A 21,103-nucleotide genomic window follows, 5' to 3' on the forward strand; every position below is an offset into this window, starting at 1 on the left:
CTAATTTTATCAAAATACCAACGTTCTCCCCTCTCCCTCGCGCGCAGCGTGGGGGAGAGGGATCAAGGGTGAGGGGGTTAAATTCGTCGCGTAAGCGACTCCATTCCATTACCCAGGGCAACTATTATAGGCCATCATTTGTAAGAAAAATTCAATATTTTTCTACACCACGAATTACCTTGCGTTTAAAGCGATGCAAGTTTTGTCGCAATTTTAATGTACCGACCAGATTAAACATATTTAATTGTATTTTAAGGAGTCGCTTACGCGATAAATTGACCCCCCTCACCCTTGATCCCTCTCCCCCACGCTGCGCGTGGGGGAGAGGGGAGAACTTTGGTATTTTGATAAAATTAGAAACGATTAGTTTTTTATTACAATTAATGTGTTTTATTATAATTAATTTGTTTTATTGTAATTAATTTGTTTTATTGTAATTAATTTGTTTTATTGTAATTAATTTGTCCCACAGCCTCGAAAGGTAAAGGACAGCTGAGTCCATTTTACTTGATTCGTAATCTTAGTGCATTAACGATGACCGAGACAGAACTAAGCGACATGGCCGCGGCTGCTATCATGGGGTTAAGCAGCAGGCCGGTAAATGGATAGAAAATACCTGCGGCAATCGGGATACCCAAGGCATTGTAGATAAAAGCAAAAAATAAATTCTGGCGAATATTGTTCAGAGTGGCTTTTGACAAATCCAATGCGGTAATTATACCACTCAAATCCCCACGTAACAGGGTAATACCCGCACTTTCAATGGCAACGTCACTGCCTGTTCCCATCGCAATACCAATATCCGCCTGAGTTAATGCAATCGCGTCATTAATCCCGTCACCGGCCATAGCCACCTTTGCTCCTTGAGATTGCAAATCGATAATGACTTGTTTTTTATCTTCCGGGAGGACTTCAGCAATACAATTCGTGATCCCCAATTGTGTTGCGACTGCTTCAGCCGTTTTTATTGTGTCGCCGGTCAGCATCACTACTTTTATTCCCCTTTTTTCCAGAATTTCCAGAGTAGATCGACTCATTGTTTTGATGGGATCTTCAACGATTAAGAGACCTGCCAATTTGCGGTCTATAGCCATGTAGAGAACTGTAGCACCTTTATTTTGCTGATTATTAGCTTCTTCCGCCAGTTCTGAATGATCTGTGGTTAATTCTTTTAAAAAACGAGCATTCCCAAGCGCTACATGACGTGAACCAATGATGGCGCTTACTCCCAGTCCTATGCTGGCTTTAAATTCTTTGACGGCAGCGATTTTTATTGTTCCGCCCTTAGCTGCTGCCATGATGGCTTTAGCCAGAGGATGCTCACTGTTACTTTCAATACTCGCTGCCAGAGCCAATAGTTCTTCTTCGTTATAGCCTTTTGCGGTTATAATTCTGGTTAACACAGGATGACCCTCTGTTAACGTCCCGGTTTTATCCAGAACCAGAGTATCTATTTGTTCCATCATTTCAAGAGATTCTGCATTCTTAATAAGTACCCCGTGTCGTGCTCCCTGGCCAATGCCAACAGTAATGGAAACCGGGGTAGCCAGACCGAGTGCGCAGGGGCAGGCTATAATCAGCACTGAAACCGCGGCAACGAATCCGTAGGTAAATGCAGGGACAGGTCCAACCAGCAACCAGAAAACAAATGAGATTATAGCGATAAGGATCACCAAAGGAACGAACCAGCCCGACACGGTATCTGCAAGGCGTTGAATCGGGGCTCTGCTTCGTTGTGCTTCACTTACTGAACGGACGATGCGCGCTAATAGGGTATCATGACCTATATGATGAGCCTGCATTATAAAACTGCCCGTTTGGTTTATTGTAGCGCCGATGACCTGACTTCCGGGTTCTTTATGTACAGGCATGGGTTCGCCAGTAATCATTGATTCATCAACATAACTTTGGCCGCTGGTGATCGTGCCATCTACCGGGATTTTTTCACCGGGTTTAACACGCAAGAGATCATTCAGTTGCACCTTATCCAGAGAAATTTCTTCCTCAGCTCCATCAGCCAACAGGCGATGAGCACGAGTGGGGTTTAAATTTAATAATGCCCTGATAGCACCTCCAGTTTGTTCACGTGCTTTAAGCTCCAACACTTGACCGAGCAATACCAATGTAGTGATTACCGCGGCTGCCTCAAAGTAAAGCCCAGGTAAACCCGATGCTTCAATAAGTTGCGGTGGAAATACATAGGGAAACAAAAGACCAAAAAGACTATATCCCCATGCAGCACCAGTGCCTATGGCAATCAAAGTGAACATATTCAAGCGACGGGTTTTGAGCGATTGCCAGGCTCTTTGAAAAAAGGGCCATCCACAGCCAATGACCACTGGCGTGGCCAGAACAGCCTGAATCCAGGCCGATACTTTTAATGAGATTATAGAAGAAAAATAATGAGAACCCATGGCCAGAATAAATACTGGCACCGTTGCAATTAATGCGAGAATGAATCGTCTTCGCATTTCTTTATATTCAGGATTTTCGGTTTGTTCCAAGGAGACCATTTCTGGTTCTAGAGCCATACCGCAAATGGGGCAACTGCCTGGATTTGTCTGGCGGATTTCTGGATGCATGGGGCAGGTGTAGATTTGCCCTGGTTGCTGATCCCCAGCTGATATTGGAGGTGAATGGACTTTGGAATTCTTATGGTGACAGCAGGTATGGCCACCTGATTCTGGATGTTTCTGCTCCTGTTCATGTTGGTTCATGATTCATCATCTCGTAATTTTTGATAAGTGCGTGGATATCTCTGTTCTTGATTTAATATAATGACCAAAGTGCTTTAAAACTGTTATGTCGCTATAGTTTATTTTAGTCCAGTATTTTTTTATTCTTTCGACTTGGGAATTATTTTAATTTTTACTATTGAGGAATCCTGAACTTTTTCAACCAGTGCGTCGAATTCATGAAACTGGATTATTTCTCCTTCTTTGGGCAATTTACCATGACGCGTAATGAGAAGACCATATAAGGTATTCAGCTCCTCCTCTTCAGAAGACAGGGTGATATCGCAATCCAAGGCTCTTTCCAGCGAATACAGCGAGCAATCTCCTTTGGTGCTTATCGAGCCGTCCGCATTTTTTACCCAATCATCATGTGTTTTATGAAACTCATCTTTAATACGACCAATCATTACATGCAACAGATTATCCAAAGTTACAAATCCGAGTAAGGTCGTTTTATTTTTGTAAACCAGGGCAAAATGCGGCATACCCGCTCGAAATTTACGCAGTAAATCCATGGCAGGCAGTTTATGTGATACTTTTAAAACGGGTCGTATATAAGGGGTTACATTGTTTATTTCTTTTTGCATTAATAAATCTGCGAATAAATCTTTTACATGGATTACTCCGACCATTTCCTTTTTTGTCGTGTCATATACAGGATAACGGCTGAATCTGTTTTTCAGAATTTTTTGGGAAATGATCTTAAAAGGCTCATCATGATTAAGCACCATCATTTCATCGGCTGGTCGCATGACTTCTGTTACATTAAGTTCCGCTAAATCCAGAGTATGTTCGAGGATTTCACGTTCATCTTTATCCAATTCGCCATGGAGGTGACTGCCGCTCAAGATTAATTTAAGCTCATCACTCGAGTAAATTCCTTCATGATGGCTCGAACTGTTCAATCCCAGAATTGAAAGAAATAAATTGGAACAGCTGTTTAACGCCCAGATTGCTGGATACATGATCCAGTAAAATGCGTATAAGGGAATTGCCGTCCAGATTGAAATAATCACTGATTGTCTGATGGCAAGTGATTTTGGCATTAATTCACCAACAACAATATGCAGAAAAGAGATAATGCTAAAGGCAACCAGGAATGAAGTGAAGGTAATGATTTTGGGTGATGTGATTCCTGCAAGCAGGAATAAAGGTTCTAATAATTGAGCGAACGCGGGTTCCCCAATCCAACCCAGCCCTAATGAGGCAAGGGTTATCCCTAGTTGACAGGCAGATAAATAAGCATCTAATTGATTATGGACTTGTTCTAAAATGCGTCCGCGTAGCCCATAGCGATCTTTTATGGCCTGTATTTTAGTAGCTCTTATTTTTACCATTCCAAATTCTGCAGCTACAAAGAACGCATTAAGCAGAACCAGGAGGAACGCTAAAAAAATTAACATCAAATCATGCATTGATGAGTTCCATAATGGGTTTATATCCTTTAACGATTCAATTGGCTTTAGTTCAATGATATCAGAAACCGAAACAATGTAGGAATTAATGTATACCTGCTACTATGATTCAGATGTCACAATGCTCATCAAGCCAATCAAAAATAATTCGTTCAAATTGAGCACTGGCATCTACCTCACAATGAGAACCTGCGCCTGTTTTGGCTGAAAATACAACGTAGGTTTTTTCACAGGAAAGAGCCTCATAAAAAGATTTACTGGAACTTGCAATGCTGTCATGCGGATTATCGCAAACAAGGGTTGGGCATTGAATCCCTTCAATACGATCCTCAAAAGTATATTCGTGAAGGCAGTGCAGATAATCGAAGACAGAATGTAATCCATGAGCAGACATTCGTGAATAAAAGTAGAATGATTTCATCGGATCTTTGCTGAATTGTTCAGAAAAAAAGAGATCAATTCGCTCTTTATTGCCATCGTTCAGCCACTCAAGAAGTTCAGGATTTAATATCTTTCGAAGATTGGCGCCCAGGTTCATCTGACCAGGATCGCAGATTAATCCAGAAAATCGTCTGTCGCTACATGCAGCACGAGGTACCAGATAACCGCCAAAACTGCGTCCAACACCAATGTATTGGTGATTGCGGGCATTGTTATCCATCCAGTCCAGGATTGGGGAACATGCTTTTTCAAAATCCGGGCGCATGGTTAATCCATATCTTCTTAAGACTTGTCCTTGCCCAGGACCGTCAAAGGTCAGAACATCATAACCCCTTGATAAGGCAGCATAGACTAAGGGGTATTGTTCCTCAACTGAACTGTCATAACCTCCGGGTATCATCAGAGTGGCTTTAGGTGCGATTGGTGTTGTGAAGTAATAGCCATCCAAACTGTGCTGTTCAAAAGGGACTTTTACTTTTATCGTGTTGGGATGTAGGTATTGTAGGGCACGCTCATAACATGATCGCAGTTGATCATAGATAACGATGATTCGAGGATCTTCCAGGTTGGCTCTTAAAAAGAACTCACTGTTACGATGATATTCGGCGGCACGGAGAAAGGCTTTGCCCGCACTGTAAAAATGCCCCGAGTGTTCACTTTCACTACCCATATCAGCTACTGTTTCAGCCATATCATGCCATGCCTTGTACCAGCTGTTAAAATCATTATTTTTTATCTGGTGCAAAGTAACAAAACATTCCCCAATATCTGCGCATTGTGCATGTGTTTTCCCCAGGGTTCTTAAAAACTGGCTGTAAAATTCAGTCGAAAAAACGGGATTTTTTTGATAAAGATCATAGTAATTAGCAGTCATTGCTGGAATTCCTCCGGTGCGTAATCCCGATTGCAAAGAATAATAGGGTTAATTTATCTTAGCCTCTATTGGTTAAAAGAAAAAGGATGAAACTCGTTCACGGAGAGTGTATTTAAAAGAATTCAATAGATGCAAGGAACAGAGCCGCGATTGTCAGATGCTGTGGAACATATCAATTTAATGAAAAGTAACCATTCGCCACTTATTTTATAAAAACCCAAAGTTCACCCCTCTCCCCCACGCTGCGCGCGGTGGAGAGGGGTTATCATTTTTATTTGAATAAAAAATAACCCCCTCACCCTTGATCCCTCTCCCCCACGCTGTGCGAGTTGGAGAGGGGTGATCATTTTTATTTGAATAAAAAATAACCCCCTCACCCTTGATCCCTCTCTCCCACGCTGTGCGAGGTGGAGAGGGGAGATCATTTTATTTGGATAAAAATTTAACTCTCTTACCCTTTTCCTCTTGAGTAACAACAAAACACATCAAGCTTTGGATTTCAGATTGAATTGTTCATTTAAATAAAAGAAGCACAACATGATTCCAAAATAGATAAAAAGAGGTTTAATAATAAAGTTGATGATGAGGATAAAACGTAAAAACATATCGTTAGAGAGCCACAGATAATGACATAGGGATAAAAGAGTGAATTGCTGCTTCACAGAACCTAGATATAATAGGATTGTTAGCTTTTTGATAAAATAGATACCCAATAACATGCTTCCAATGGCAATAACATGTCGTAGTGAATAAATGCATGAGAATAGTTTACATTTCTTAATCATACCATGGGTTAATCTCATTCTAATTGATGCCAGGAACGAGTGAGCTGGTTCCTTCATCAGTGTTTATGACATCCCTTGATTGATTATAACTTTAAAAATGATCAAGCACTAATTAGTGTTTTTCCTAAGTCATGTTGCATTGGAGTTCTTCTGATATTTCGGTGTTTAGCTGTATTCTAGTTACAGCGCAGGAGCTGAGGCTAATTGATTGGATTCTACCAATCGTTTATCAAGTCCTGTCTTTAGGGCAGTCAAACATTCCCAGGCTTGTTTAATACCGGGTAATGCCCCTTTATCCTTGCCTAGTGGTGAATTGATCAATGCAACTAATAAGGTTTTCATGCTCTTCAGATCCGCATATAAATCAGAATCGTTATTGATTTTTATCTTGAAAAAGGGGAGTAGTTCAGGATCAATCTGTGATCGGTTTTTGAACTCTTCCGCTTCAGATTGATTTTTTACGCCATATCGAATCGACAGGTCACCGGCAAGATAAAAAGGAGGTAACTCTTCGCCAAATTCTTTATAAATTTCAGGATTATAATGATTGTATTGGTTTAGTGTCTGTTTTGCTCTGAATTGAGAAACAGGGTAGATCATGTTCGCCCAGGGATCACATATTAGAGCTTCATCGCCCCAGGTGGAGATGTCTGCTGGATCGGAGTCAGATTTTCTACCAAGAACAAGTAATGCATGACGACCGACAGTGGTATAGCACATATCAACTGGAGCTATTCCCTTATCAATCAGGTGGATAAAGACAGCTTGAGCTAATTCGCCACAATGCCCATAACCGTATTTTTTTAATGCGAGTAAATAAATTCTGGAAAATACGTGATGTGATGGGTTAATTCCATACAACGCGTTTTGCAAAGCAATTATTGGGACTGCTGCACGTATTGCATTTCCTCTTTGGAAATCAACGTAATTCCGATCGGATATGTGATTTGAGCCGCAGCTTAACAATGCACGAATGGTTCTAATCGCTGAAAGGGCTTCGGTTTCATAGAGTTTTGATGATTCGGAAAAGAAGGTTGGCATAGTGTTGATCGGTTCAGCATAGGTCAATAATCCCTCAATTGTACATTATTTGATCTTATGGTGCAAATAAAGAAGCCCTTAGCCTAAAACACCTAAGTTCAACATGAGATTCCACAGAATAAGGATGTACCGGCAGGTTGGAGAGAACATGTATTAAACGTTATGAATCAATGGGAACGGTAGTGTGACTGAGCAAACCTGATTCTATTAAATGCCGAACCAATTGAATTTTATTTTTGCTGCCAAATCGATTTTTCAGTCGATTAAAATAGACTTCCACTGTTCTGGGTGAGAGGTTCAGCAAAAGCGCTATCTCCATGGATGTTTTGCCTTCAAGTAAATATAAAGCACATTGCAGTTCACGTCGTGATAATTCTGAAACGGGTTTATTTGTACTTGACTTTATCTGAATACTGTCCAGGTAGTCTTTAATAGTGACTGGAGTGAGTGAACTGGAAAAATCCACCTTTATGATGTGTGAGCCGATAGTGTTCTTAATTTTATAAGGCAATTTATATGCCCGATTCAGCCCGTCGTTAAGGAGCATGGAGTGTTTGTAGTAGGCAATAAATTGTTCTAATAAATCGATATGCCTGAAGTAAAAATCATTCATATAATCTTTATGTGATTTTGCGGCAAAATGATAATAATTCTGTTCAGTCAGGGAGCGTTCAATTATGGTGAAAATATAAAACAGGCCATATTCTATCCCTGATTGGTAGAGTTCTTCAGCCTTTCCTTCTCTTTTGACCAAATGCCAGAGGACATACCGTTGCGGTATGTCAAACTTTGCGGTATGAAGATCGGATTGATGGAATCCTTGTTCAAAATAAAAGCGAAAGTACTCGGGATTACTTGCATTGGCTGTCATTTCATTGTTTGAATTAATCATAACATGACTGAAATAATCGATGCCTAATTTAAATAATGGTTGGCAAATAGTTCTCATGTCTTCAGCAAAGATCAGGGTAGGGTGATTTTTTAAGAACGAGTTGAGATCCATTATAATAAAGGTTGTTAGGTTGATAATTGATTGAAAATTGAATCAGTGATAATATTTTGTCCATTTTTTAGGGGGATTCTATAGTGCCCTCGAAATGGAGTCAAATAGTATGTCTGTTCCTGGTGGTTTATTGCGTGGACTCATTAGTTCGTTTAAAAATGTACGTTACAGTAGTAGTTCCGCAAGTGAGCGCACTATCTGGGAATATAGCCGACTTAGAAATTCCACAAATTACTTAAACAATATAGCACTTCCAAATAATGAAGCAGTGGAATTAAGAAGAACACCATCATGGATTATCCATTTTAATAATTTACTTTTTCGCTCACCATTAAAAGAATTGGTCTTTGCTTATCATCCTGAAGGTTATTTATCCTCTATAGTTTATCCACGTCCGCTCGTTTCAAGACAGGTATATACCCATTTTAAAGGTAAAGGACCTCATTTTATTTTTTTTGACCGGCGTGTTGATGCTAGTCCGCGATTGGGAATTACCAAAGATTTAAATCATCCTGAGGAACAGGCGCAAGCAAGACGATTTATAGAAACTATTGATAGTCTGGCTCCATTTAGTGCATCGGAGCGGTCTCTATTTGAATTAATGCTCCATCCAACTCCAGAAAATCTGCAGAAAATAAATGAGCTTGAGTGTGATAAAACCAAAGACAGACCTTATTTTGGATCGCTCAATGCTTTGGCTTTTGGTGGTGCAATTCAACAGTATGACGATCGTTACGATCGTGTTGTTCCTGACTGCATTCCGGAAATACATCAAGCAATTCTTAACGTTGATGAAGTACGAGTACGTCGTCTATTAGAGCACGATCCCCATCTGGCGAATTTTAAAGATCCGAAAGGGATGGCAGCACATGAACTAGCAGCTCATCTTGGTGTATTAAGTATTGAAAAACTCTGTTTTGAGGCTCGGCAACATGAAGGCGTGATGACGGGTAAGATGGATTTTAATCAACAGAAAAAATATGAGTTTATTTTAAATGTTGCGGAGCGTGATGGAATTTTACAATTACCGTGGATAGAACAAGTAAGACAGATCAGTTACTCCATGATTATTTGTATCCCCAGGAAGGTTCTTGATGATCCCATGGCTCACTTTCAAGCCTTGCGTGGACAGTATCTTACCGAAGTAGATCAGGCGCTGAAATACCCTCGGACAGTAATGCATCGGAGCTGTATTGAGGGTAATTTGGATTTAGTACAGACTGAGTTGCAGAAAAATCCGACTCTTCTAGAAAGTAAAGATCCTTTTGGATTTACTCCGTTATTATTAGCTATGGCTAATGGTCATGTTGCCATTACAGAGTATTTAATAAGCCAGGGCGCTTCTTTGAAAAACTACTCCCATGATTATGGGAATGGTTCCTTATACTTCAGACCTATTGATAACGCTAAAACTCCTGAAATAATGGAAATGCTCCTTTATCGAGGTGTCTCACTAGAAGAGGTGAACAGTCGTTTGGCTGATGCAGTACGAATGAATGATTTTGCCATGGTGCGTATTATTTTGTTTTATCTGAAAACATTACCAGAAAATAAAGTAGGTCTTACACCTTTTGATCTGGCCGTCAAATGGGCCAAACCCGATGACTTGAGAATATTGGAGTTCTTCTTAAAATATTGGACCTGGCATGTTCCTGATGGTCCTTATGATAAAGAACGATTTCCAGAAGTGCCTACTGATCCAGTGGTTACATCGGAAATGGAAGCCTTATTCACAGCCCATAACAAGCGTTTGGATGCCAGGGCGCAGCGTAAGCGAGTTGGGCAAACAGTTATCGCGAAACCGACTTTCTCATTTGATAGTGCAGTGATTGAAACTCCGATTGTCCTGGAAGGGCAAAAGTATCGTTCATTCATAAAGCCGGCTCATTTATTAACTCAGGAAGAATTGGCTGAGTTGATAAAAAAACCGGATATTTTCAAGTTTTTAGGCGGAGAACACGCCAGAAATCAGGCTGATTATTTCAGCGCCATGTTATTGCCGCAACAAACGGATGCAGATCGTCAGTTCTATGTGGATATTTGGAAGTCAGAAGACAATGCAATAACGAATTTTTTTGCTTTTGATGTGGAACGCATTACCCATCCCAAATTCGGTGATTTAATTTTGTTTCATGGAAAGCTGGCCTGTAACTTTAGTCCAATTGGTATTGCTGATCTGAATTTTCATAGAATTTCGCTAAGTCTGGCTGAGAATAATCCTGAAGCAAAAGTTTTTGTATTTTTCAGAGCCATACCTCCAGGTTATGGAATGAGTTATGTTCCTCCGGGTATGACGTTCTATCCTAAAAATCATTTACCTGAAGATCTGGTAACCAGTATTTTTGCAACCAAGGGGATTAAAATCCAGCATCGGATAGTAGGTACTGATGTCAACGCAAAAACACTGCCTCCTTTTTTTCAGCTTCCTCAAGAATATCATCGCTATCTGACGGGTGGAGCCTCTGATAAAGCATTACCGGTATGCTATCGTCTAGGCAGTGATAACGTTCATTTGGTCTATGCTAAATTGGCAAGTTATGGCTTTACTGATAATGAGGATTTTGCTCAGTGTTGGGACGAGTTGGAATCGCTGGAATTGACAGAGCATCCACAGTGCCGCGTTCAATGATCCAATTACAATGTGCCAGGTATCATGATTAATATCTGGATTAGATGATTTCAAAACAATACCAAAAAGGAATGGACGACAACAAAATGCCTAGTTTCAGAAGTGCTAAACACGAATTAAAGCGTAAAAGAGATTTAAGCTGGAAATTTTTTTTCTTGTTGAGTAACTCTTCAAAGCAAAGAAAATAATTGGATTGATAGGGAAATACCCAGGCTTCAGTAGCCATCAGGATAATAAAGGCAACAAGCCAACTGTTAATCCCTGCTTTTTGAGTAACTGGCACGATCACGGTAAACAACAAGGCAGGAGCAGTCATTGTTCCCAGTATTAAACCGCACAACCAGCTTATCAAATAAATACTGACGATGATTAGAACGATGTTGCCATCAGCAAAATCCGTGATCCAGCCCAATTTATTGCCGAGCCATAAATCAATACCGATATTTTGAATGTAGCGCATAATCCCAATGATCGCTCCGAGGTAGAATAAAAAAGACCAGTTAATCCCTGTTTTAAACTCATGAATTTCTATAGCACCAGTAAGGAAAAGAACAAAGAAAACAGCACTACAGATCAAAAAGCCAGGAATGTGATGCCATGATGTTAAAAAGAGTCCGATGAGTAAGGTGCATATTCCAATAATTGCCGCCCATTCTTCGATAGTGATTTTACCTAAAGAGATTAATTCTTTTTTGAGTCTGAATTTATTGATACTTACTGAGTGATTCATTTTAAAAAATCGGGATTGAACGATAAAATATAATCCAGTTAATAATGCTCCGGGAAAAGATGCAGCAAAAAACCAATCAAACCAACTAAAGTCCCTCATATGATGCTGGGAAAGCATGGCATAGAGTACTGAATTGCTTGATTTTCCAGTAAGAAAAATTGTTGATAATAAAATACACCCATTAAATCCGGCACAAGCTAATGCATTCGCAGAAGTACTCCGCGGATTAATTTTGCTGCTGGTCACCAGATCATCGAGTAAGGGCGCCATGAGAGTAACCCGAGCGCTTTGAACACTGATAACAGGGGTCATTAGTGCTCCAATGGCAAAAAGTGTTTTTTGTAACAGAGATTGGCTGGGGGGCAGACGGTACAGCAAAAATAAGGAAAATCTATAAAATAATTGAGATTTGATTAACACACAGCTTATACCGAATAAACTTAGAGTTAGAAAAAAACTATCAGACATAAAACCAGAAAGAATAATATGTTGCGGGTTAAAATTAAAAAATAATGTTGATAAAATAATAAAAACAGCTGGGATACTTTCGGGAACAAGACGAAAAACCCACATCCCCAACGCTGCAGAAAAAATGACTATAAAATGAGCGAAGGTGGCATTTAACAAAGTATTTTGAACTAGTATCTGCATAACAAGAGTGCAGATGATCGTGGTGATCCATCCAAAAATGGTGCGAAAAACCGCCTTGTCATTGACGTATGACAGCAATTGCATTCGTTGAATTTGTTTAGAATACATCCTGATGTTCCATAATTAAACCATTGAAGAGAGCGGCGATTATTCTCTAAAGGAACTTATCTGTCATGTCAGTAAAATTACCTATTTTGCAATGGTGATATGAATTCATTAGGCTCTTCATCTTATTAATGCACGAGTTCAAGGCTTGGCAAACACACTATAGCTGTGAAGATAAGGAATTGGTGTACCTTCTCAATAACTACGTAAAGTTCGTCATCCTGAACCTTGTGAAGGATCTTCGAAAGCAGGTACTATGCCTGTTTCAGGAGATCTCTCACTGCGCTCAGGTTGTCGTTTATCGAAATGATTGAGCAGTATCTTTGATCATTATATTTAGCTTAGGCATCCATGGCACGAAAACAATCAACAGTATGATCGTTAACCAGACCAACAGCCTGCATATAGGCGTACATAATAGTTGAGCCTACAAAGGTCATTCCTCTTTTTTTGAGATCTTTGGATAAGGCATCAGACTCAGCCGTGTTGGCTGGGATATCCTGTAGACTTTTTGGGCGATTGATTTTAGGTGAGCCATCAACGAAGCGCCATATATAAGCGTCAAAGGAACCGAACTCTTGTTGAATTGCTAAAAATACACGAGCATTTTTTCGCGTTGAGTAGATCTTAAGACGGTTGCGGATAATTTGGGGATTGGTTAATTGAATCTCCAGTTCTTCATCCGTCATTTGAGCAACATGGCCTGGATTGAATTGTTTAAATGCTTCTCGATAACCTTCACGTCTTTTTAATATGGTTTCCCAGTTCAGGCCAGCTTGTGCTCCTTCAAGAAGAATCATTTCAAAATGCTTTTGATCATCATGTACTGGAACACCCCATTCGGTATCATGATAGTGTTCATAATGAGGTTTGTTGAGTCCTACCCAGCCACAACGGTTTATTGGGGTTGTTTTGTTCATAGAGCCCTTATTAATCGTAAAAAAATCAAAGTGCACTTCGTGTGACTTCAATGTCTATATAATTAAGACAATTATAATGTAACGATATGGTTTTAAAATAAAATCCTGTCATAATTATAATCAACAAATGGGATGAGGTCGATTATTCGTGGAACAATGGATACATAAAAGTTATTTAAGCTATTTCGTCCATCCAGACAAGATGGTCAATATTGTCTTTGCATTATGTTTATTTGTTATTGGCTATTTTTTTGCAAAACGATTAGGCATATTAGCTGAACGAGCATTAATTAAGCGGTTTTCCCGTCATCAGACCATGCTCATCAGAAGGGTGGTCTTTTATGCTGTTTTCACCATTTTTGCAGTGACGAGTTTACAACATATTGGATTCAAGCTTAGTGTATTACTGGGGGCCGCTGGTGTTTTTACCGTTGCTATCAGTTTTGCTTCTCAAACAGCAGCTTCGAATTTAATCAGTGGTATATTTTTATTATTTGAACATCCTTTTAAAGTGGGCGATACCGTTGAGGTAAAGGGGATAACAGGCGTTGTGGATTCAATAGATTTACTTTCTACGAAACTGAAAACATCGGATAATAAATTAGTCAGAATACCTAATGAAGCAATGATAAAATCCGAGATTACCAATCTGAGTTATTTCTCAACTCGACGTCTTGATATTATCGTAGCGGTTGCTTATGACTGCGATATTAGTCTGGTCAAATCAATGTTAATGGATATAGCGCAACACTGTGAACAGGTATTAAAAGATCCGGAACCTGTTGTTAGTATTAATAACTTTGCCAATTCAGCTGTAGAACTCAAGTTTATGGTATGGGTCAGTACGACTGAATTATCAGTAACACGGAATGTTTTGCAGGAACGTATCAAACAGCACTTTGATCGCGCAGGAATCGAAACGCCCGTACCTCAATATATGGTACAGAGAGTATTGTCTTAAGCTCAAACGATCTCCTGATACGAGCATTGTGACTGCGTCTGGAGATGCTTCTTTGCGTTAAGGATGATGAACTTCCCAGGGAATACCATCATGCCTCAGTGGGTGTAGCCTGTATTAGACGAAGTCGTAATACAGGATCAACCTCTTCAACAATCGCAAGATCATATAAGTTTGGTACAGTTAATGTACTCTATATCGTGGTTACACGTAGAACGATTGCTGATTATTGGGGAGCATGGCTTTGTCCAAACTACCCTGTATTACGACTTCGTCTAATACAGGCTACCTTTACTTTGTTTGAAGACGCTTCTTTGCGTTCAGGATGATGAACGTTCAGGGGGTATTGAACAGTGACGCACTCAATCAGTTTCTATTGATGGTCTATGCATTACGGTTGTAAACGATGTTCTGAAGATGGATCATCATTCTGTTTCATGGGAGCATGAGTTATTATGTAGTCTAAACTTCCATGACGGCTGACCAGATCCCCTAATCGTCCTTCTTTCAGCGCTTTTATCTCAGCTGCATTTAATGGTTCGGGTTTAGGTTGATCGGGATCAAGAATTTGTTCCAGTTTTGATGCCGCGCTTATTTTTATTTCCCGATTTTTGGTATTGAAATGATCGGTCCCAAACAGACTATCCTGGATAAAATACAGTACAGAGATAATTCCTAAAAAATTATAATGAAATTCCCATTCATTTTTTCTGATATTTTTATATTCCGCCAACTCATGACTTAGGGTAGATGTCCTGGGTTTTGCATGACGACTCGGTTCATGCGGTGTCAGTACAACAGATGCATGAGTATTGTTGTATTTAATATTTTGTCCAGGTTTATTCAAAACAGCAAGAGTCGATTCGCATGGGAAATAACCTTGGTTTGAGATGAGATCAAAAATCTGGGCGCATCTTTTTTCAAGAACCGCATAATCATTTTGTGTTCGGTGGTTTGCGGTACTCAGAAAAGCTGCTGCTGCTTGAAACAGAGTTAAGCTGGAGACCAGTTTACGAGCATCAACAGAGCCACCCATAAGTGTTTCAACGGGAATCGTTTGTAATTTCTTCTCAACAAGTTTAACGAGTTCATCGTAACGTTTAAAAAGTACGGGATCTCTTAAATAATCACAGGCTTCTTTAAAATCGGTAATACCATAAAGTTTGGCTTGCGAGCTATATCCCAGAGATTGGTGTTGTGGAAAAATATACCAAATCCAATGGTTGATTTTTCTTCCATTTTGAATTTCCGAATGTGCTTGGTTATAACCTGGCTGTCCTTTTTGGGCTTCATGAAATCGTTTCAGGCTCATAGATACTCTCTTTCGATAAACACATCTTATGTATTATAAATGGACAGCGACTTTTTGTCATATACAGTATAGGATCGCTATGGAGTCATATTTTCATTAACTAGGGGAACACCATCTACCTGATGACTGTCTTCAGGATGCTTAGCGGAGTCATCTTTTTTAGATCCAAAGAACGTAAGCTGTTCATTTGGTTTGAGGGAGCTCGTTTCTGCCGGTTCTTTTTCAGTTTCGATGGTATTTTTCTGTTCCAGTAAATCCTGCATGTACTTGGAGTGACTTGAATCTACTATTGAAGCAGAATGATTCTTATAACGAGTGTGTTCATAGGCATAGAGGGATTCTTCCAGAATGGTAACTTTTTGATGTTCTTCTTTTTTTGCTAGATAGTTTCGTTCTGTCTGCTGCGTTATTTTTTCAGCGATCCATTTCACTAAACCGACAACAGCCAGGCTTATGCCAATACCAAGCATTACTGGAACCAGAGTTGGAGGAGCTACCACGACTCCTACGCCCACGAGTAGCCCGAGAATAGAAACAATAGCAGCGGCAGCTGATAATGCGAAGTTGCTAAAGGATAAGCCAAGCTTGTCGGTTGCCATCTCATTTTCAAATAAAAGTTCATTGATTGGTTTAGTAATATAAGCAATGTCTTCTTCTGTAGTTAAAATCGCTTTTTGAATTTTCTGGATTTCGTCAAGAATCTCGTTGTGTCCTTCCAGTTTGGTTTCTTCAGTAATTAATGACAATTTTTCAGTCAGTTCTTGCAATTGTTCCTTATGAATTTTATACAATTCTGAAAGCTGAGACGCTGTACTCTCTGGATTTTCTCCAATGACTATTCCCTTTTTATTGAGAACCCCATTGATGAAACCTAGTTCATCTTCTATTTTTCTTTTTTTATCCTTGCTCAATCCATTTCCCGCAAGAGCATGTTTAAGCTCCACAGCGCGAATTTCTAATTGATCATTGTATTTATCATCTTCAGGATATCTGCGCTCTTCTATCAGAGTCATGAATTCGTTACGTTCATTATAACGTTTTGATTTTTGAAATTTATCAATGACTCTGTAGGTAAAATAATAACCCTCCAGAAGGGTTAAGACAGAGGAAAGCACGGTTCCAAATATCAGGGTCGCTACACTCCCAAGAAGAAACGCAGTAAGGGCGATGCCGCCGACCACAGCAAGTAGTAAGCCACTGATCGCTTTTTGAGCGAGTGTAATTTTTGGATCAGAAATGAAAGAAATTGCTTGTGGAATTGCCGCGATGCCTTGAAATATACCGCCAATAATAGGTATCGATTGAAACGAGCTTAGAAATGAAGCAATCACATTAAATACATTACTGATCCCTGTGGTAATTATGGTCGCAAAGCGGCTGCCTTCGTAGACCTTTTCCATAAGTGATTTTCTTTCTAAAAGCAGAGCAAGAATATTATTTTTCAATCTCTGCATTTTTTCTGATAACCTGGATTGCTGTTTTAAATCTTTGGCCATAAAAAATATTCTTGTGTTAATGAATTAATCATAAGCTCTATTTTACTACATTATTTGCTTAAATAAATCTTTTTTTTCTATTTTTAAACAAATAGGTGGTCTTTTTATAAAAATAGCATCAATTTAAGAGTATTGAATAGTTTATAAAGGAGTATCAATATGAGTATTTGGAATCATTCAATCTTTTTAAGATAAGGACAGCAACGGTTGTTTCATTTTATCTTTCGTATAGTATTCATCATATGTGGAGTTATGTTGGGATTAACATCAATTATGGCTATGGACATTGTTACAATCGAGCAAGCAGAGCATTATCAGGTACTAAAATCTAAAGCAGCAACGGTTCAATTTCCGTTAAGTGAGGATGACGCCAAGTTGATCCACGCCATGAAAATCAAATTAAAGGCTCTGGGTGGTGTTGGTTTAGCTGCGCCACAAGTGAATCATGCGAAGCAGATAATAGCCCTTTATATACCTGAGGAAGCAGGCCTTTTACGTGAAAATGTGCAGGTTTATCCAATGCATATTATGATTAACCCCTCTTATGAACCCACATCTGACGTCACTGTAATCTATGATTTTGAAGGGTGTTATTCAGTTTCCAGTAAAGCTGGAAAAGTACCGAGATATAAACACATTAAACTGACTTATTTTGATGAAACGGGACAACAACACCAACGGATTGAAAGCGATTTTTATGCTCGCGTTTTGCAACATGAAATCGATCATTTAAATGGAATTTTAATAATTGATCGATTGACTCCTGATTGTGTGCAGGGCACTGTACAGGAAATGATGACCTTGCGGCGCTCGGAATTATCAGAAGAAAAGAAAAAATTATTTGATGAAGTGATGGCAAGAAAATTAAAAAATTAACAAGTACTCTGTTCCTCTGTGAAGAGGTACTTAAGAAGCTAGAACAGTTAAATCTGATGCGGTACGGTATTAAGGCGTTTAAAAAGGATAGTATATTCGTTATTCCATTGATTTGAATGTTTTTGACTGGAAGACAGGGTTAATGATTTAACTTTTTTATTATCCAAAAAATGATTCCTGCTGTACAACAATCCAAATTCAGCAGTTTCCTCAATTAACGGTGAGATTAGGAAACCGGATCTTGCCATATTGGCAATAATACGGAATTGTCTTTTAGTGCCATTATTCAATTCAATAGTGACTTCAAGTTGATGTGGTTTAAATAATGCGGTCGCCAGTACTCCCCACAGGGTGGGTCTTATAATTATCTCCGCAAATATGGGTTGGTTTGATTCAGGCACCTGGACAATATCTCCAAAAACATGCTGCTCCTTGTTCACCAGTTGGGGTGGTTCAGTGATGCTACTAGTTCCATTCTTTTTTAGAATTAAAAAATCATTAATTAATTGAACGGGATGATAATTGTTCAACAATTCAGGCCAACTGGCGCCATCGTCAAGGGAGGGTATGCGTTCGTCTATTGCCTGTATTTTAAAAATAATATTATCTGGACTGTGCTGATTTAACAGGTGATTTTTATTTTTTTCAGCCATGAGTGGAGTAAAAACAGAATAGCTTTGAAATATAGGGCGCGGAGACCAGTTTGTTTCTGAGGCAAATAAATAACTTTGATCATAAGAATAAATGTCTGTAGTGCCTTCTAAAGCAGGAAAAGGAAATTGATGATGCAGATAGCTCATGCTGACTTGATAATTTTCTTTTACCCATTGAGGATCTTTAACCCGATTTTTCAGACCATACCATGAAGCCGAATAAGTAGAGATAAAATTATTGAGCAGAGAAATTTTAGTATGCTGACCGTCAATATAACTGGTTGTATATATTGAGAAAACAAGTGCGGGAATAACCCATTTTGTATGAAATAAAAAGGGGAGAAGCAGTGCTGCAATCAAAATAGATGTACCGGTAATAAATGAGTGACCAAAATGTCGTGTAAATCCGGCCTTAAATGATAGAAAAAGAAAAATAATAAAAATACTGAAGTACAATATTCGGGTAAGGGCAGATGTTTGTTTTTGTCCAATAATAGTGAAGAGAATGAGAACGGAAGAAATCAAATAAAGCGTTATTTCCTTATTATCTCCATCAACAGCCATAGCTTCAGTAAAACCTGCGGCCAGAAGGATTGAATTAAGGACGTAGGAAGGGAGATGAAGAATCGATTGGCCTGCGATAGTCCAGAACAAAATAACTGAAATCAGTGGGGAAAGCAGGCAGATAACAGACAAGTTTTTTTGTTTATGCAGGGCAAAAAATAAGGAACATAGAATTGAAACAACCCCGCTTATGATTAACAGCGAGCCTTTGATTAAGGCTAATAAGCCTAGTGGAGCAAACAATAAGCTGAGTAAAACGTATGTGTTTTTATCTGAATAAGAATTAATGGTACGAGAGCTCAGGTTTTTGAAGCAAACCAGACTTATTATTAATGGATATGAGAAGAATAATGAATCTCTGGCATAGATCATCCCGAAAATAAGAACAGCAAAAGCAAAACACCATCGCCATTTAATGCCTTGCATCAGTAATATAATACTGAGCCAGAACGACAGCGCCAGATAGATACTTCCCCCCATCATCATCAGATCGGTGGATGGGTGATAAAATTTGGTGTATATCGAAGAATAAGGGCCTAAGGTAAAAATAATTTCCTTACCAAATGAAAGTCCCTGGGCGACAGCCTGGTTTAGTCCCAAGGCCCAGGATGCATCAAGTCCAGGTGCCGGCATTTTGGGGGAGAAAGGAACGATGACCAGAAGCAGGATGATTAGAAAAGCGAGTTTGATAAACCAGTCCATGAGGTGGTGAAGACTGGAGAATTCAAAGTCATCTTGTGTATTACTCGTTAAGAACATCCTGAATTCCTGAATCCATATTTGTTATTAGCGGGCCATGCATAACTTTTGAATCGATTATGAGTGATCCTGATTTATTGAAAGCGCCCCTGTTTCGACACGCTATAATACCTTATCTCTGGATTAAGTCATTCATTTTAATTTTGATCCGTTCTATTTTGAATAGAATAAAGCCGTGATTTGAATCATCACGGCTTAAATCAAATGTCCTTAAATTAGGGGGTAATATACTTGAAATAATAAGAACAGGCCTAACAAGAGGAATACAACAGCAGCAATTTTCATTTTTATTGGATTATCCATGAAGGATTGCCTCATTTTATTCGCTGTATCAGGGCAGAACATGCGAATTATACCACTGATTAAGACCATCCAGCTAATGACAGTAATCACTACAGGCCAACCCGTGACCCATATATTATGGCTTGTAACCATAAGTAAACCTAAAATTAAAGTAATAATGGCTAGAACGAAAAACACTCCACGCTGTCCCATAATTTCAGCAGCATTTGCTTTTAACTGTTCGTATTGAAATAAAGAATAAAGGCTAACGATGACCAGATACCACCCAATCACTGTTGCCAAAAACAGGGTAGTCATGATAAATCTCCTAAACATCTTCCTTATTTTAATTATAGTGCTTTTACCAATATATTATTGATTAACCCAATGTTTCTTTTTAATTTTTTTCAGGATCAATAAAGGTAAAATTCAAATTTAACTGGTGCTATAATGGCCATACTTTAATTTCTGGAACTATCCCAATGAAAAGATATTTTATGACTGTTTTGATCGGATTATTGATGAATCCGGTCACTGTTCTGTATGCAGAAGTGCAAGCAACAAAAAGAATCGAACAATTCACCAATAGTAAAGTTAAGGTATGGCAAACCATTATATATCCTACCTCCGCCAAAGTGCTCCCTATGCACAGACACGATCATGAGCGTGTTCTTGTAGCTCTGACTGATGGTGTACTAAAAATAACGAATAATAAGGGCGCAGTGCACTATCTGAAACTGAAAAAGAATAAGGCTTATTACCTTACCAAAGATGTACCCGGTGAGTTACACAACGATGAAAATGTGAGTGATCATCCTATTAAAGTAATGGTGATTGAATTAAATTAGCTGGTTTTTTTCAGGTAAGAGAGAAC

16 protein-coding genes are annotated in these 21,103 nt (G+C 39.0%); 5 read left to right on the top strand and 11 right to left on the bottom strand.

The window, feature by feature from the left end:
- Window positions 1-503: 503 nt before the first annotated feature.
- The 5 genes from IZU94_RS04370 to IZU94_RS04390 form a co-directional block, all read right to left on the bottom strand.
- The gene (locus IZU94_RS04370; RefSeq protein ID WP_203108382.1) at window positions 504-2,717 is read right to left on the bottom strand and encodes a copper-transporting P-type ATPase; all 2,214 of its coding nucleotides are present in this window, start codon (window positions 2,715-2,717) and stop codon (window positions 504-506) included.
- Between the two features lie 119 nt (window positions 2,718-2,836).
- Window positions 2,837-4,150 carry a hemolysin family protein gene (locus IZU94_RS04375; RefSeq protein WP_203108384.1) on the bottom strand — a complete coding sequence of 438 codons (1,314 nt, stop codon included), beginning with the start codon at window positions 4,148-4,150 and terminating at the stop codon, window positions 2,837-2,839.
- 109 nt (window positions 4,151-4,259) lie between these two features.
- Window positions 4,260-5,465 (bottom strand): alpha/beta hydrolase family protein, encoded by a 1,206-nt coding sequence (locus IZU94_RS04380; RefSeq protein ID WP_203108386.1) that lies wholly within the window; start codon window positions 5,463-5,465, stop codon window positions 4,260-4,262.
- A gap of 965 nt (window positions 5,466-6,430) precedes the next feature.
- A complete protein-coding gene (locus tag IZU94_RS04385; RefSeq protein ID WP_203108388.1) occupies window positions 6,431-7,291 on the bottom strand; it encodes a hypothetical protein in 861 nt (286 codons plus the stop codon).
- Window positions 7,292-7,451: 160 nt separating this feature from the next.
- On the bottom strand, window positions 7,452-8,240 hold the full coding sequence (locus tag IZU94_RS04390) for a helix-turn-helix transcriptional regulator (protein ID WP_203108390.1): 789 nt from the start codon (window positions 8,238-8,240) through the stop codon (window positions 7,452-7,454).
- A gap of 148 nt (window positions 8,241-8,388) precedes the next feature.
- On the opposite strand from IZU94_RS04390, the gene IZU94_RS04395 reads away from it, so the two are divergent.
- A complete protein-coding gene (locus IZU94_RS04395; protein ID WP_203108392.1) occupies window positions 8,389-10,923 on the top strand; it encodes an ankyrin repeat domain-containing protein in 2,535 nt (844 codons plus the stop codon).
- A gap of 40 nt (window positions 10,924-10,963) precedes the next feature.
- On the opposite strand, the gene IZU94_RS04400 is transcribed toward IZU94_RS04395, so the two are convergent.
- Window positions 10,964-12,412, bottom strand: coding sequence for an SLC13 family permease (locus IZU94_RS04400; protein WP_203108394.1), 1,449 nt, complete (start codon window positions 12,410-12,412; stop codon window positions 10,964-10,966).
- 338 nt (window positions 12,413-12,750) lie between these two features.
- A complete protein-coding gene (locus IZU94_RS04405; RefSeq protein ID WP_203108396.1) occupies window positions 12,751-13,329 on the bottom strand; it encodes a DNA-3-methyladenine glycosylase I in 579 nt (192 codons plus the stop codon).
- A gap of 148 nt (window positions 13,330-13,477) precedes the next feature.
- Here IZU94_RS04405 and IZU94_RS04410 point away from each other — a divergent pair, with 148 nt between their 5' ends.
- Together IZU94_RS04410 and IZU94_RS04415 are read left to right on the top strand one after the other, a co-directional pair.
- Entirely contained in the window at window positions 13,478-14,290 is an 813-nt protein-coding gene (locus tag IZU94_RS04410) for a mechanosensitive ion channel family protein (RefSeq protein ID WP_203108398.1), read from the top strand.
- Window positions 14,291-14,334: 44 nt separating this feature from the next.
- Entirely contained in the window at window positions 14,335-14,616 is a 282-nt protein-coding gene (locus IZU94_RS04415) for a hypothetical protein (protein ID WP_203108400.1), read from the top strand.
- 62 nt (window positions 14,617-14,678) lie between these two features.
- On the opposite strand, the gene IZU94_RS04420 is transcribed toward IZU94_RS04415, so the two are convergent.
- Both IZU94_RS04420 and IZU94_RS04425 read right to left on the bottom strand, forming a co-directional pair.
- Entirely contained in the window at window positions 14,679-15,599 is a 921-nt protein-coding gene (locus IZU94_RS04420) for a DUF1810 family protein (RefSeq protein WP_203108402.1), read from the bottom strand.
- A gap of 77 nt (window positions 15,600-15,676) precedes the next feature.
- Window positions 15,677-17,095, bottom strand: coding sequence for a T4SS effector SidA family protein (locus tag IZU94_RS04425; RefSeq protein ID WP_203108405.1), 1,419 nt, complete (start codon window positions 17,093-17,095; stop codon window positions 15,677-15,679).
- A gap of 273 nt (window positions 17,096-17,368) precedes the next feature.
- Between IZU94_RS04425 and def the strand changes: the two genes are divergently transcribed.
- Window positions 17,369-17,971, top strand: coding sequence for a peptide deformylase (gene def / locus IZU94_RS04430; protein ID WP_203108601.1), 603 nt, complete (start codon window positions 17,369-17,371; stop codon window positions 17,969-17,971).
- Between the two features lie 47 nt (window positions 17,972-18,018).
- On the opposite strand, the gene IZU94_RS04435 is transcribed toward def, so the two are convergent.
- The gene (locus IZU94_RS04435) at window positions 18,019-19,890 is read right to left on the bottom strand and encodes a hypothetical protein (protein ID WP_439649222.1); all 1,872 of its coding nucleotides are present in this window, start codon (window positions 19,888-19,890) and stop codon (window positions 18,019-18,021) included.
- 267 nt (window positions 19,891-20,157) lie between these two features.
- Entirely contained in the window at window positions 20,158-20,547 is a 390-nt protein-coding gene (locus tag IZU94_RS04440) for a DUF308 domain-containing protein (RefSeq protein ID WP_203108409.1), read from the bottom strand.
- Between the two features lie 203 nt (window positions 20,548-20,750).
- On the opposite strand from IZU94_RS04440, the gene IZU94_RS04445 reads away from it, so the two are divergent.
- Window positions 20,751-21,077, top strand: coding sequence for a cupin domain-containing protein (locus tag IZU94_RS04445; RefSeq protein ID WP_439649223.1), 327 nt, complete (start codon window positions 20,751-20,753; stop codon window positions 21,075-21,077).
- The last annotated feature ends 26 nt before the right edge of the window (window positions 21,078-21,103 follow it).

Source organism: Legionella bononiensis, assembly GCF_016786215.1.
Classification (GTDB): Bacteria; Pseudomonadota; Gammaproteobacteria; order Legionellales; family Legionellaceae; genus Legionella; species Legionella bononiensis.